The following is a 14,172-nucleotide window of genomic DNA, read 5'->3' as shown; positions in this document are numbered from 1 at the left end:
AAGCCGGACTTTCTGCTATCGTTCCCCCATGTCCCGAATCGTTCCAGCCCTCATTCTTACCCTGACGCTAGTTCTCCCTGCCTTTGCTAAGGACAAAAGCAAGCACCCGGGCCCCATCAATCCCACGCGCGGTGACAAGTGGGCGGAGAAAACGCTACGTCAACTCACGCTGGAAGAAAAAATCGGGCAGGTCTTCATGATCTGGTGCCGCGCCGGTTTTCTCAACATGCAGAATCCCGAGTATCTGCAATGGCTGGCGGACATGCAGAAATATCACGTGGGCTCGTTCGCCATGTCGGTGCACGTCGACGGCCCGTTTCTGCTTCGCACCGAGCCCTACGAGGCTGCCGAACTGCTCAATCGCCTACAGAAGGAATCGAAGCTGCCCTTGCTGTTTGCCGCCGACTTCGAGCGCGGCGTCGCCACGCGCCTGATGGGGACCGCGAATTTTCCGCACGCCATGGCGTTCGGCGCCGATGGCAAAATTGAAGACGCCGAGAACTTCGGCCGCATTACCGCGCAGGAAGCCCGCGCCATCGGCGTGCACTGGAATTTTTTTCCCGACGCCGACGTCAACTCGAATCCCGCCAACCCGATTATCAACACGCGATCTTTTGGCGAAGATCCCAAACAAGTCGGCGACCTGGTCGCCGCCTATATCAAGGGAGCGCATGAGGGCGGAATGTTGACCACGGTGAAGCACTTTCCCGGCCACGGCGATACCGCCACCGACTCGCATCTGGGCGTGGCCAGCGTGAACGGCGACCGCGCGCATCTCGATTCGATCGAACTTCCGCCTTTTCGGCAGGCGATCGCCGCCGGCGTCGACTCCGTGATGATCGCGCACGTCACCGTCCCGGCGCTCGATTCCGATCCCAATCATGTGGCCTCAATTTCGCCGGCGGTGGTCAGCGATCTGCTCGAAAAACAGATGGAATTCAAAGGCCTCATCGTGACCGACGCTCTCGATATGGCCGGCCTGACTCATCTTTTCGCCAACGATATCGGACGCGCCGCCGTAGAGGCCTTCAAGGCAGGCAACGACCTGCTGATCATCCCTGCCGATCTCGGAGCCTCTTATGAGTCCATGCTGAAGGCCGTGCGATCAGGCGAAATTTCGCGGCAGCGTCTCGATCATTCCGTTCTCAAGATTCTGAAAATAAAGGGCAGCCTGGGCCTGAACAAGACGCGCACGGTCGATCCCGGGGCGATCGCAACGACCATCGGAAGGCCGGAAAATATCACGTTTGGCCAACTGGTTGCCGACAGTGCCATCACCCTGGTTCGCGACAACGGCAAGGTGCTTCCCCTGAAATCCAAGGGAACCGGCAAGACTGGCCTTCCGTATATGACCAGAGAGGAGACCCATAACCAGACGCTGGCCGTTATTTTTTCGGACGACATGCGCACCGAATCCGGCCGCGCTTTTGGACGGGAGTTTCGCGCCCGCATCCCGGACGCGCGCGTGATCTATGTGGATCCGCGCGTTGCCGCCGGAATGAGCGACGAGGTTTTGAAGGCAGTGGATGAGGCACAAACTGTGATCGCAGCCGTCTATGTGATTCCGACCGCGGGGAAGATCGGAAACTCGGTCGCTATGGCGGATGCCACCGGCACACTGCTGCAACAATTACTCGACCATGCCGCGGAAAAGACGATGGTGATTGCGATGGGGAATCCGTACCTGGCCAGCGATTTCCCCAAGATCGAGAACTACATGTGCACATTTTCCAACGCGAGCGTCTCGGAACTGGGGGCGGTCAAAGCGCTCTTCGGCGAGATTTCGATTCGCGGGCATCTCCCCGTCACGATTCCCAACGTTGCCCAGCGCGGTACCGGCATGGAACGTCCGGCCCAAGTCGCCAGTGGGAAAGGAGTAGATCGACATGTTCAGAACTGAGATGTTCAGAACTGGGATGCGCAAAACTGAGGTTCAACTTGTGGGTGCGCTGGCGTTAGGCTGCGCGTCCATCGCCCTCGTACTGCTGCCCGCTTGCAGCGTGAACGTGCGGAAGGAGGCGAATGGCGAAGACAAGAAAGTGGACATCCGCACTCCGGTCGGTGGCATTCATGTGAGCAAGGGCGCCGACCCCGCAGACGTTGGACTTGCGCTTTATCCGGGCGCAAGCCTCAAGCAAGACGATCACGAAGGCAACGACAAGAGCGCCAACGTGAATATTTCCAGCTTCGGCTTTGGGCTAAGAGTAGTCGCTCTCCAGTATCACTCCGACGATGCCCCAGCCAAACTAATCGCCTATTACAAAGATCAACTTAAGAAATACGGCAACGTGCTTGAATGCCGCACCGAACATATGGACGTGAACTCTGACTTCAAGGATTCCGGTCACCAATCGCACGAACTGACCTGCGAAGGGTCCACTGGCAGCAACGTCGAATTGAAAGTTGGCACGAAAGAAAACCAGCACATCGTAGCCGTCGAGCCCGAAGGAAAGGGTTCAAGCTTCTCGCTGGTATACGTCCGCACGCATGGTAAAGAGGCGGATATCTAGTTGTTTCTTGCTGGAGGAAATCATGTTTCGTTATTTCTGGCTCGCTTTCGTTTTGCTTGCCGTTCTTACTATCTCGGCCTTCTCGCAGGATTCCGGCAGTCAGAACACGAATGTCGACATCCAAAGCTCCGCCGGCGACCTGCATGTCGGCGGCGACGGCGATGCGAAGAAGATTGGCCTCCCGCTCTATCCCGGCGCCCGCCTTAAGACCGACGATAAAGACAGCACCCCTGCCAATCTCAGTCTCTTCACCGAAGCCTTCGGATTCAAGCTGGTGGTCGCCAGCTACGAGTCCGACGACAGCCCGGCGAAGATCGTCGATTTCTATCGCGATAAGCTGAAAAAATACGGCAAAGTGCTGGAATGTCATTCGCAGAAACACGGCGGCAATGTCGACGTGAACGACGACGACAAAGATTCCAAAGGCAGCAAAGAATTGAAGTGCGATCAGAACTCCGGCCCGGTCACAGAATTGAAGGTTGGCACTGAAGATAATCAGCACGTGGTGGCCGTCGAACCTCGCGACGCCGGCAAAGGATCAACCTTCGCTCTCGTCTACCTGTATACCCACGGCAAACGCGGAGACATCTAGCGGGCAGCATTTTTGAGGAAAAGCGCGAGGCGGAGACTTTATCGTGAAATCTTCAATCTTCAATCCACAGTCTGAAGGCTGCAATCGGCAACGGTAATCGACTCTCGTTCGCATTCTTCGCCGTCTCCCGCGACGTGCGATACTTAAAAAGACACGCCCTTCTCGAATCTGCGATGGAACAGCCTTGCTATAAGTGTGGACAGGCAGTGGAACAAGGTATTCCCTTCTGCCCTTACTGCGCCGCGCCACAGATTCGCGTTGTGCTCGCAGAGCCGGCGCCGGAGTCCCGCGCCTTCGCTGTCGGCGTGGAGGCGAGTGACTTCGATGATCTGCCGGCTTCGAAGACGGTCCCGGTCCTCGCCGTTCCCGCGCAGTGGTCTGAAGCGGTTAAGCCTTGTGCGCTGGCGGCACTGGTAGCAGCGGCAGTCATGGTGCTGCAACTTGTGTCCCCCATCATTGCTGTACCCGGAGCGGGATTTCTCGCGGTTGCGTTTTATCTTCGCCGCGGTCCCGGAATTGTGGTTGCCGCCGGAGCCGGCGCGCGCCTGGGCGCACTCTGCGGTCTTTTTTCTTTCGGAATCGCTACAATCCTTGAAGCTCTGCGTGTGCTTGCACTACACAAAGTCCCTGAGATTCGACAATTTCTGCTCGATATCGTTCAACAGACAGCGGTGCGCAATCCCGATCCGCAGCTCCAGCCCGGCCTCGAATTCATGCGCTCTCCTGCCGGCCTTATTTCGATGATGTTGTTTCTATTGATTTTCGCGCTCGTGTTTTTTTTGCTCCTCGGAACCGTCGGCGGAGCTTTAGGCGGAGCGGTCCTGGGCCGCCGAGGTCGAAATTAGGGGACATCGGGACCTGCGCGAAGTGCAGCCCTTGCAGCCGCCCGCGCTCCCGCGTATGATGCACCGTTCTTGATCTTAAAGATTTTCAAGACGTGAACGATTTTCAAGCCATGAATAAGCCCGCACGCGGCTCGCTGCTCGGGATTGAACATCTCGACGCGAATGAAATCCTGGGCCTGCTCAAACTCGCGCGCCGCATGAACCCGCAGAAACCCCGCCCGCAGCTGCGTGGCAAGCGCGTCGTGCTTCTTTTTTACGAAGCCTCGACCCGCACGCGCTCATCGTTCGAATTTGCCGCAAAATCTTTGGGCGCGATGACCACGCTGGTGCAGTCCTCCGGGTCGAGCATCGAAAAAGGCGAGTCGCTTATCGATACCGGCTATACCCTGCGCGCGATTGGGGCGGATTGCATCGTCATCCGCCACCCGTCAGCGGGAGCGCCGCACTTGATGGCGCGGCATCTCGACATTCCCGTCATTAACGCCGGCGACGGCATGCACGAGCATCCGTCGCAGGCGCTGCTCGATGCCTTCACCATTCTGAAGCACAAGAAGTCGCTCAAAGGACTGCAAGCCACGATCATCGGCGATATTTTTCACAGCCGCGTCGCCCGCAGCGCCTGCCATCTGTTGACTAAGTTCGGAGTGAAGCTTACGCTCTGCGGCCCGCCCGAGTTCGTGCCCGATGTCGCCTCCACGCTCGCATCCGGGCTGCGAATCACGCGCCACATCGAAGACGCCTTGCGCGGTACCGACGTCGTTATGCTGCTGCGCGTTCAAAAAGAACGCCTGGCCGGTCGGAAGATCCGCCTGCCGGACTATATTGCAAGATACCAGATGACGGCAGCGCGCCTGAAACTGGCCAAGCGCGACGCCATTGTGATGCATCCGGGTCCGATTATCCGCGGCCTCGAATTGACCGCCGAAGTCGCCGACGGCCCGCATTCCGTGATCGTGGACGAGGTTCACAACGGCGTGCCCACGCGCATGGCAATCCTCGTACGGGCGCTAGGAAAAGGGAAATGAGCCACGGATCGTCGCCGAACGGGAACAGGTCTTGGCCCTTAGGTCTTGGGTTGTGGCTGCTACCTTCGACCGCCGTCGTTTTCCTAAGACCGCAAAGACTAAGACCGGATTTGAATGCTGAACGCTAAGAGCCAAAAGCGAGACGCCTCCAGCCTGCTGATCAAAGGCGGCCATCTCATCGACCCGGCGGCGAAAATCAATGCGCCGATGGACGTCCTGCTGCGCGATGGCCGCGTCGCCGAAATCGCCCTGCCAAACAAAAGTCGCGGTGGAGCGGACGAAAGATTTGACGCCCGGGGGCTCATCGTCGCTCCCGGATTCATCGACCTGCACGTTCACTTGCGCGAACCTGGCCAGAGCTACAAAGAAACCATTGCCACGGGTACCGCTGCCGCTGCTGTCGGAGGATTCACGTCCGTCTGCACCATGCCCAACACCGCGCCCGTGGTCGACACGCCGGAGTGGGTCGCGTGGCTGCGCCATCCAGAACGAGCGGCCGTGGTCAATGTTTTTCCCATCGCCGCCGCAACGCGCGGCAGCAAGGGAGGAACGCTCACCGATTTCGCCGCCTTACAGCGCGCGGGAGCGATCGCTGTTACCGACGATGGCAAGCCCATTCTCGACGACGACGTGATGCGAATGGCGCTTCGCCTCGGCGCGGAACTGAATTTCCCCGTCGTGCAGCACGCCGAAGATACGCGTCTCACCGAAAACGCGTCCATGCACGCCGGCCCTACGAGCTTCCGCCTGGGTCTGCGAGCTATGCCCGCGTCGGCTGAAGCCGCCATTGTCGATCGTGATGTCACACTGGCGCAGCAGATTCGCGAATCGCGTTTGCACGTCGCTCATCTTTCCACCGCCGACGCGCTCAAGGCCGTCCGCCGCGGTAAGCGGGGCGTGAATGGCGCTCGTGCCGCTGGTAGAGTGACCTGCGAAGTCACGCCGCATCATTTCACTCTGATCGACGAAAACGTCGGAGAATACGACACCAACTACAAGATGAATCCTCCGTTGCGCTCGGCGACCGATCTGGAAGCGATTCTGGTTGCGCTCGCAGACGGTACGGTGGATGCGATTGCCACTGACCACGCCCCACACGCCCTACACGAAAAGCAGGTTGAGTTCGAGCGCGCCAGCTTCGGCATTACCGGGCTAGAAACCGCGCTGGCCTTGGCGATCACGAAGCTCCATCGCAAACACAAAATTCCGCTGACACGTATCGTCGAACTTTTCACCGCCGGACCAGCCCGAGTATTCGACCTGCCCCGGCGCGGAACGCTGGTACGCGACAGCATTGCCGACGTAACCATCTTCGATCCTAAGAAGCGCTGGACCTTCGAAGCCGCCAAGTCGCGCTCGTTGTCGCACAACACTCCGTTTGACGGCTGGCAGTTCACTGGGAAGGTCGCGGCAACGATTGTGGGCGGCAAGCTTGTTTATCGCGCAGATTGACGTGACCGCTGCTTGTGGGGGCCCCGGTCTCTGACCCGGGCTGGCCGAGCGAAGCTTGCCTTGCGTTTCGTCGCTTTAGCTCAAAATCCCCATCCGCTTCCCGGCGGTCTTCAGCACTTCCAGCGCTCGCTCCAACTCTTCCTGCGTATGCGTCGCCGTCATGATGGTGCGGATGCGCGCCTTGCCCTCCGGCACGGTCGGGAATGCGATCCCGGTTCCTAGGACGCCTTCGTTAAATAATGCGCGTGAGAATTCCATGGTGAGTTTGCCGTCGCCGATGATGATTGGTGTGATCGGAGTTTCGCTGGCCGGAGTTGTGCGCCCGCCAATGTCGAAGCCCAGAGCCCCGAGTTCTTTCTTCCAGAAGCGCGTGTTCTCCCACAGTTTTTCCATACGCTCGGGTTCGTTTTCAAGAACGTCGAAGGCCGCGATGCACGTGGCCGCCACCGACGGCGGATGCGACGTCGAAAACAGAAATGGCCGCGCCCGGTGATACAGAAAATCGATCAGATCGCGCGTCCCGCATACGTAGCCGCCGAGTGCGCCAATCGCCTTCGACAGAGTTCCCACCTGAATGTCCACGCGCCCGTGCATGCCGAAGTGATCGATCGTGCCCCGCCCATTGCGTCCCAATACTCCGGAAGCGTGCGCGTCATCGACCATCATGATGGCGCCGTACTTTTCTGCTAGATCGCACAGCGCGGGCAGCGGACCAATGTCGCCATCCATTGAGAAAACTCCGTCGGTAATCAGCAGCTTCTTGCCCGATTGGTCCTTGATGCTGGCGAGTTGTTCTTCCGCGTGCGCGATGTCTTTGTGGCGGAACACGAGAATCTTCGCCTTCGACAGCCGCGCGCCGTCGATGATCGACGCGTGGTTCAGCGCGTCGGAGATAATGAAATCGTCTTTGCCCAGCACCGCCGACACCGTGCCGGCATTGGCCGCAAAACCCGACTGAAAAACGACGCACGCCTCGACATTTTTGAAGCGCGCAATCTTCTCCTCCAGTTCCATGTGGATCTTCATCGTCCCGGCAATCGTGCGCACCGCGCCCGATCCCACACCGAATTTTCGCGTCGCCTCCAGCGCCGCCTCGCGCAGCTTGGGATGCGTTGTCAGCCCCAGATAATTGTTCGAAGCCAGGTTGATGACTTTCTTCCCGTCAAACGTGCAGACGGGCGCCTGCTCGTCATCAAGCACGCGCAGCTTGAAGTGCGTGCCCTTGGCCTTGAGTTCGTTGAGCTGGTCGCTGAGATAAGAGAGCGGGTTGGTGCGGGTTGCAGTCATGAAACCTCGCCACGGATCAATACGGATTCAAACGGATAAGGGAGGACCTAAGTATTCCCGTCATCCTGAGGGCGTCCTCTGCCCGAAGGATCTCTGCATCTTCGTTACCACCGCCAATGCGCAGATTTCGCTTCGCTCAAAATGACGAACATCTGTCGGAAGCTTTTGCCTTCAAAACATAATCGGATTCCCCGTCGCGATGCTGGCCTCGCACAGCCGCTTCATACTGTCGAAGAATTCTTTTTCGCCATCGGTCAAAATGTCGCGCGATGCCAGTACCAAATCCACTTCCCGCAGCAGCGCGGGCGATTTGTCGACGGGGAGCCAGTCGCCCGTGTGCGTACCGTCATAGACAACTTTCTTCAGCAGGATCGGAAACTTGGGGCCGGGATCGCCCTGCAGGCCGCGCAGAAACTCCCGGATATTCTGCGCCCGCGTAATATTGCCCAAGCTCTCCGAAACCAGAAAGCCCTCATGCTCGCATGATTCCTGCAACCAGCGATCATGCGCATCCCACTCTTCATCGCTGGGATCTCCGTTGAGCGAAGGCGATCCTGCCTCATCCCACATAAACCGATCAGGAAGCGGATGCGGCTTCGCCCGGCCATCGCGGATGCACGTGCAGCGTACGAATGCGTCGAGACTCATTTGTTCCTGACCCGAATCGAACAGCCATTAAGCTTTAAGATCCGTGTTAATCCGTGAAAATCCGTGGCTAAGAATTTTGCCCGTCGTCATCACCGTACACCGTTCGGATACACCAGAATCTTGCTGGCCTCGCCGGTCTTCAGCCGCTCCATCGCTTTCCCGAAGTCTTTCATGGGAATACGATCCGTAATCACCGGATGCAAATCGAGTTTCCCGCTCTTGAGCAGCGCGGTCATCTGATACCACGTCTGATACATGCGGCGGCCGTTGATGCCCTGTACAGTAATGCCCTTGAAGATGATGTCTTCGGAAAAATTCAGCGAGATCGGCTTCGACGTCAGACCGAGCAAAGAAATTCTTCCGCCGCGCCGCACGATATCAAAGGCCGTGCGAATCGAATCCGGATGCCCGGCCATTTCCAGCACGACGTCCACGCCCAGTCCGCCGGTCTTCTCCATCACGATTGCATTCACGTTTTCTTTCGCCGGATTAAGAACGTAGTCGGCCTTCATCTCCCGCGCAATCTTCGCGCGATGCTCGTTCACTTCAATGGCGAAGACCGAAGTTGCACCCACCGCCTTTGCGACAGCAATCGAAAATAGCCCGATCGGCCCGCATCCGGTCACTGCTACGCTCTTGGCCGCAATCTCCCCAGCCAATACCGTGTGAACGGCATTGCCCAGCGGATCGAGAATCGATGCGTAATCGAGCGGAATCGCGGGATCGAGTTTCCAGATGTTCGATTCCGGAATCACCACATACTCGGCAAACGCACCGTCGGCGTCGACCCCGATGATTTTCACATTCTGGCAAATGTGTGCTTCGCCGGTACGGCATTGCAGGCATTTGCCGCAGGCCACATGCATTTCCGCAGAGACGAAGTCGCCTTCCTTCACGCTGGTGACCTCGTCGCCGAACGCCGCCACTTCTCCGCAGAATTCGTGCCCCGGAATCAGCGGCGGATGAATGCGCTTCTGCGCCCAGCGGTCCCAGTTATAGATGTGCAGATCGGTGCCGCAAATCGACGCGACCTTTACTTTCACCAGCACGTCGTTTCGTCCGAAGGCGGGAATCTTCACCTCGCGAACTTCCGCGCCCGCCGCCGCTTCCGGCTTCACCACCGCCAGCATTGTTCGATCTGTCGCTGCCCCTGCCATTCTCGCCACCTATGACATCAGGAATCGGCCAAAATCGGATCAAACACAAAACACATAATTCTAGCACCGCGAACCCCGTTAGCCTCGCCCTAGCCAGATGAACGCGGTCTAGCTTTCTATCCGCGTGTCATCCTGGGCGGAATCGTTTTTCCGGCGAAGCGAAGGATCTCCCATGTTCAATCGACCCCGCGCCTTACCAAATCTATATGGACTCTGCCCACAAACCGTGACCCCGACAACCGCATCGAAGCACCTAACGTATTTCCGCTGGAGGTTAGACTTCGTGAGCGCTCGGTCAATTGCGATTTTGGTGATCTGCACCTACATTCTTTCCGGCGCATCAGTCCCGGCGTCACCCGTTGCCGTGCATTACAAGGAAGGACTGCTTCACGGCTTTCTTGTGCTGAGCACGCTCGATGGCACTCCTATAGCACAGGGCGATCTCCTCCAGGTCCCCAACGGCAATCAAATCACCAGCCGCCTCATCTATCATTTCAAAGACGGCTCGCGCCAGGAAGAGACCGCCATCTTTTCTCAGCGCGGAGATTTTCGGCTGATCAGTTATCACCTGTTGCAGAAGGGCCCAGCCTTTCATAATGCAACTGAAGTTTCCATCGCCACTGCCACGGGGCAAGTTTCAGTGCAGTACACCGATGACGACGGCAAAGAGAAAACGATCAACGAGCGTGTCAAGCTGCCGCCCGACCTCGCTAACGGGCTGGTGGTCACACTGCTGAAAAACTTAGGGGACAATCCTCCACCGCACGAAGTGTCGATGCTGGTGGCCACGCCTAAGCCGCGTCTGGTGAAACTGAAGATTAGCGGCGCCGGCAAGGATCCGTTTTGGCTGGCAGGCGCCAGCCGTGAAGCTCTGCATTACACGATTAAAGTCGACATCGGAGGGATCGCCGGACTAGTGGCGCCATGGCTCGGAAAACAGCCGCCCGACTCGCACATCTGGATTCTCGGCGGCGAGTCCCCAACCTTCGTAAAATCGGAAACCCTGTCCTATATGAGCGGCCCGATGTGGCGCACCGAACTGGTCGCTCCCGTCTGGTCGAAGGCGAAAGAGGAAGCGGCAGAAAGGCACTAACTCGCAGGACCATGCGGTTTCGGCGGCGCCCTCTTGAACTCTTCAGACTTTCCGCGCGGAATGGAAAGCGTCGACCATTGGCTGGACCGCAAGTGCTTCGCCAGAAATACAATTTGCCCGATATGCGCCGCATAGTGTGCAATCTGCCGATTGATGGCTTGCAGCACAGTGTGCGGCTCGCCGCGAATCGTCACCGTGCGCGTTACATCCTCAGGCTTGAGCGCCTCGATCGCCGCGAAGAGGCAGGCCCAGCCTTCCTCCCACCACTGCATAACATGGGACCGCGTCGTGACTCCGGTGATTTCGAATTCACGGTCGCGAAAGCGGTCCGGCTTCTCGCCGTCAGTCGTGAGAAAGTCGGTGAAACGCGAACGCATATTCCCGGCGAGATGCTTCACCAATATGGAAACGGAGTTCGACTCCGGGTCGAGCGTGACGAAAAAATCTTCATCCCGCAACTGCGCCATCGCGCCTTCCGCCATGCGCTTGTGTCCGCGCATCTGCCGACGCGCTTCGTCAAGATAGTGAGCCGCCAATTCCCTCATCGCTTCTGTCCTTCCGCTACCCGCAACCCTTTCACGAAATTCGTCGCTTCGGTCAGATCGTAACCATAAAGCCGCATGGCCAGGTAAGTCGCGACGATGGTTTCCCCACGCTGGTCAAGATCGTGCAGACGCGTGTGCTTTTGCTCATCAGAGAGTCGGTGCGGGTCGGAGAAATCCGCGGCGATCTTTACCTCGGGCGCAATTTCCACATACGACCGTATGGCATTGAGAAACGCCTTCGCCCCCGGCACCACCTGCCACTTTATCCGCAGGAAAGGCGGTACTTGCATCAGCACGGGATAGTCCAGATAGAGAGTGGACGAATCCCCATACCAGCGTTTCACTGGCACCGCCGGACGCCCGCACTCCGTGGCCAGCGCGTCCGCTAACGGCGCAGGGTCAATGCCGAGTTCGAATTCGATCCAGCGCACGGTTCGAGTAGTGGATGCGTTTTGCTTCACTAGATCCGGCGTCGTAACTTTCTCCTTCACCAAACGTGCGGAACGAATTTCTCCGAAGGGCAGAAAGACGACCGTCGGATCATCCGCCGAGAGCTCGTCGTTTAGATACGAACGGAAGTGGAGGAATACGCCTTGATCGCCCATCCGTACCAGCCAGTTCGATGGATGAAACCGCGCTGTAACGAACCGATGCAGCAGCAGGATAGCCAGCAGAAGCGCTCCGCCGAAGAAAGGCAGGGGCGTGCGACGCCCGTGTGGCCAAATCAAGACCGCGCTTAGGGCAAGACCGGCCCCGGCGAACAACACAGCATAGAGTCGTGAAGCCCGGTAGACGCGGTCCCGCGCCGTTATTGGCACTTCGCTTTCGTGCATCAATTGCATGGATATGGATGAGATCAGACGCCAGGTGTTGGCGGGGGAACCATCGCGTACGGCGCCACAACGCCCGCCGGTTGCAATGTAAGCTCAATTTCAAAACCGCCAACCCATTTTGCGATGAGATTGTAGAGCAAAGCGCCAATCGCTCCCATGATAAATCCCATCACACCGTAGAAGATCGGCATGAAGATTGCGAAGCCGACTCCGAAAATCCCGGCAAATGGAATCTTGTCCTGGCTCCCAGCGAACGACCCCAGTAATCCGAGGAGCACAAAAATCGGCGCAAAGATCAGTCCAAGACAGCCGTAAGTCAAGCCCATGATTTTTGCGACCGACATGACTCCGACCGATTTGACGATATGCATACGTTTCTCCGTTCCAAGTTTCAAGAGTCCCGCTGCACTATTCTCGACCCCATCCCCCGCCGCCGGGAGTCTCAATTCTGATGCGTTCGCCCTTGCCCAGTCGCGTGCTGAATTTTCCCGGCATCTGTTCGACCGTTTCATCCCTGCGTGTGATGAACGCCTTCCCCGGCGAACCATCCGCTGCGCCTCCGAGTCCCCATGGTCCGCGCGAGCGGCGATCGGCCAGCAGCGTAACCTCGCAATCGGTGAGCACTTCAATCTCGCGCACAATGCCGTCGCCGCCGCGAAACTTTCCTTCTCCGCCGCTTTTCGCGCGCAAAGAATATCGCCGCACCCGCAGCGGATACCCATACTCCAGCGCCTCCGCCGGAGTGTTCAGGGAATTCGTCATGTGCGTGTGCACGCCCGAAACGCCCGCCTTGCCCGGCCGCGCACCCATTCCTCCCGCCACGGTTTCGTAGTAGGCGAAGGGTTCGCCCGTGCGCGGATCGATTCCGCCGATTGTCAGATTGTTCATCGTCCCCGAAGCCGCGGCTGGAATGCGGTCCGGAATCGCCTCCGCCAATGCCCGCAGCAACACGTCGACGATGCGCTGCGAAGTTTCGACATTCCCCCCCGCAACAGCCGCCGGCGGCCGCGCATTCACGATGGTTCCCTCGGGCGCGATCACCTCGATCGGCCGCATTAGCCCCGCCGCGGCCGGTACGTCCTCCGCCAGCAGGCAGCGAAAAACATAGAAGCACGCAGAATATGTGATTGCCGCCACAGCATTGATGCTGCCCAGAACCTGCGGGTCGCTGCCAGTGAAATCCACCGTGACGATGTAGTTATTGCCCGCGCCCCGCAAACGACCGCGCTCGCGTCTCGTAGCGCCGGCGTCCCCGCCGGCTGTCGCGACAGCTTGCCCTGAGCCTGCCGAAGGGGCACCTTGCCGTCGCTTCCCGCCAGATCGATGAACTGTCACCGTCACCGCGATCTTCACCGGCCGGTCGCTTATCCCATCTCCATCCAGAAAATCCTCCGCCCGGTATCGCCCCGCCGGCGCCCGCAATAAAAACGCCCGCATCAACTCCTCGGAATAATCCAGCAGATCGTCCCCCGCACGCCGCGACCGTTCAATTCCATAACGCATGCAAATTTCCCGCAGGCGTTCATCGCCGATATGACAGGCCGCAATTTGCGCTCCCAGGTCGCCTTCGCGTTCCTGCGGAGTGCGCACATTATTGAGCAGCATGGCGAGCACATCACGATTCATCTCTCCAGACCGCATTAATTTCACCGGCGGAATGCGCACGCCCTCCTGATAGATCTCGCGACACAGCCCCATCGATCCTGGATAAGCCCCGCCCACATCGGCATGATGCGCCCGCGAAGCCACATAAAAATCGGGCTTCACAGATCTGGGCGCTCTACGTCTCGCTGCTTTTTCGAAACCTGAGGTTTTTTCCCGATCCACATAAACCGGCGCCACCAGTGTGATGTCCGGCAAATGCGTGCCCCCGCGAAACGGATCGTTCAGCATGACCACATCCCCCGCTTCCATCGCGGCCGCATCCATCGCCGCCCGCACCGACATTGGCATTGACCCCAGGTGCACCGGCATGTGGTCTCCCATCGCGATCACCTCGCCCGCACCGTCGAAGACGGCGCACGAGTAATCGCGTCGCTCCTTGATGTTGGGAGAAAACGCCGTGCGCCGCAGCGCCGCACCCATCTCTTCGGCAATGGAGTGATACACATTCTTGAAGATTTCCAGCTCTACGGGATCGCGCCGCATGAGGCGCAGTGTACTGCAATGGGAGGCTGGCTGCCCA

General features: G+C 58.6%; 14 protein-coding genes. 7 read left to right on the top strand and 7 right to left on the bottom strand.

The window, feature by feature from the left end; genetic code table 11:
- Positions 1 to 28 precede the first annotated feature (28 nt).
- From VGM18_21120 to VGM18_21095, 6 genes are all read left to right on the top strand, one after another.
- Entirely contained in the window at positions 29 to 1,900 is a 1,872-nt protein-coding gene (locus VGM18_21120) for a glycoside hydrolase family 3 N-terminal domain-containing protein (GenBank protein ID HEY3975514.1), read from the top strand.
- Between the two features lie 16 nt (positions 1,901 to 1,916).
- Complete coding sequence (locus VGM18_21115) at positions 1,917 to 2,510, top strand: hypothetical protein (protein HEY3975513.1); 594 nt, start codon at positions 1,917 to 1,919, stop codon at positions 2,508 to 2,510.
- Between the two features lie 22 nt (positions 2,511 to 2,532).
- Positions 2,533 to 3,102 carry a hypothetical protein gene (locus VGM18_21110; GenBank protein HEY3975512.1) on the top strand — a complete coding sequence of 190 codons (570 nt, stop codon included), beginning with the start codon at positions 2,533 to 2,535 and terminating at the stop codon, positions 3,100 to 3,102.
- Between the two features lie 173 nt (positions 3,103 to 3,275).
- Positions 3,276 to 3,947, top strand: a complete 672-nt coding sequence (locus VGM18_21105) for a hypothetical protein (GenBank protein ID HEY3975511.1) — start codon at positions 3,276 to 3,278, stop codon at positions 3,945 to 3,947.
- Between the two features lie 110 nt (positions 3,948 to 4,057).
- Entirely contained in the window at positions 4,058 to 4,972 is a 915-nt protein-coding gene (locus VGM18_21100; GenBank protein ID HEY3975510.1) for an aspartate carbamoyltransferase catalytic subunit, read from the top strand.
- A 114-nt stretch (positions 4,973 to 5,086) separates the two neighbouring features.
- Complete coding sequence (locus VGM18_21095) at positions 5,087 to 6,424, top strand: dihydroorotase (GenBank protein HEY3975509.1); 1,338 nt, start codon at positions 5,087 to 5,089, stop codon at positions 6,422 to 6,424.
- 75 nt (positions 6,425 to 6,499) lie between these two features.
- Here the strand turns inward: VGM18_21095 and VGM18_21090 are convergent, their stop codons facing one another.
- From VGM18_21090 to tdh, 3 genes are all read right to left on the bottom strand, one after another.
- On the bottom strand, positions 6,500 to 7,711 hold the full coding sequence (locus VGM18_21090; protein HEY3975508.1) for a glycine C-acetyltransferase: 1,212 nt from the start codon (positions 7,709 to 7,711) through the stop codon (positions 6,500 to 6,502).
- A gap of 171 nt (positions 7,712 to 7,882) precedes the next feature.
- Complete coding sequence (locus VGM18_21085) at positions 7,883 to 8,359, bottom strand: hypothetical protein (protein ID HEY3975507.1); 477 nt, start codon at positions 8,357 to 8,359, stop codon at positions 7,883 to 7,885.
- 89 nt (positions 8,360 to 8,448) lie between these two features.
- Positions 8,449 to 9,516, bottom strand: a complete 1,068-nt coding sequence (tdh, locus tag VGM18_21080) for an L-threonine 3-dehydrogenase (protein HEY3975506.1) — start codon at positions 9,514 to 9,516, stop codon at positions 8,449 to 8,451.
- 283 nt (positions 9,517 to 9,799) lie between these two features.
- Between tdh and VGM18_21075 the strand changes: the two genes are divergently transcribed.
- A complete protein-coding gene (locus VGM18_21075) occupies positions 9,800 to 10,609 on the top strand; it encodes a hypothetical protein (protein ID HEY3975505.1) in 810 nt (269 codons plus the stop codon).
- Here the strand turns inward: VGM18_21075 and VGM18_21070 are convergent.
- The 4 genes from VGM18_21070 to VGM18_21055 are packed head-to-tail and all read right to left on the bottom strand — an operon-like array spanning position 10,606 to position 14,135.
- Positions 10,606 to 11,154, bottom strand: coding sequence for a DUF1572 family protein (locus VGM18_21070; protein HEY3975504.1), 549 nt, complete (start codon positions 11,152 to 11,154; stop codon positions 10,606 to 10,608). The two genes, VGM18_21075 and VGM18_21070, sit on opposite strands and share 4 nt — an antisense overlap.
- Positions 11,151 to 11,996, bottom strand: coding sequence for a hypothetical protein (locus VGM18_21065; protein ID HEY3975503.1), 846 nt, complete (start codon positions 11,994 to 11,996; stop codon positions 11,151 to 11,153). The genes VGM18_21070 and VGM18_21065 overlap by 4 nt, the downstream gene beginning before the upstream one ends.
- A gap of 14 nt (positions 11,997 to 12,010) precedes the next feature.
- Entirely contained in the window at positions 12,011 to 12,358 is a 348-nt protein-coding gene (locus VGM18_21060; GenBank protein ID HEY3975502.1) for a DUF3566 domain-containing protein, read from the bottom strand.
- 37 nt (positions 12,359 to 12,395) lie between these two features.
- Entirely contained in the window at positions 12,396 to 14,135 is a 1,740-nt protein-coding gene (locus VGM18_21055; protein ID HEY3975501.1) for a hydantoinase B/oxoprolinase family protein, read from the bottom strand.
- Between the last annotated feature and the right edge of the window lie 37 nt (positions 14,136 to 14,172).

Source organism: Candidatus Sulfotelmatobacter sp., assembly GCA_036500765.1.
Taxonomy (GTDB): Bacteria; Acidobacteriota; Terriglobia; order Terriglobales; family Acidobacteriaceae; genus Sulfotelmatobacter.
Note: the sequence above shows the minus strand (reverse complement) of the source record. Positions and strands in the feature narration are given on the sequence as shown.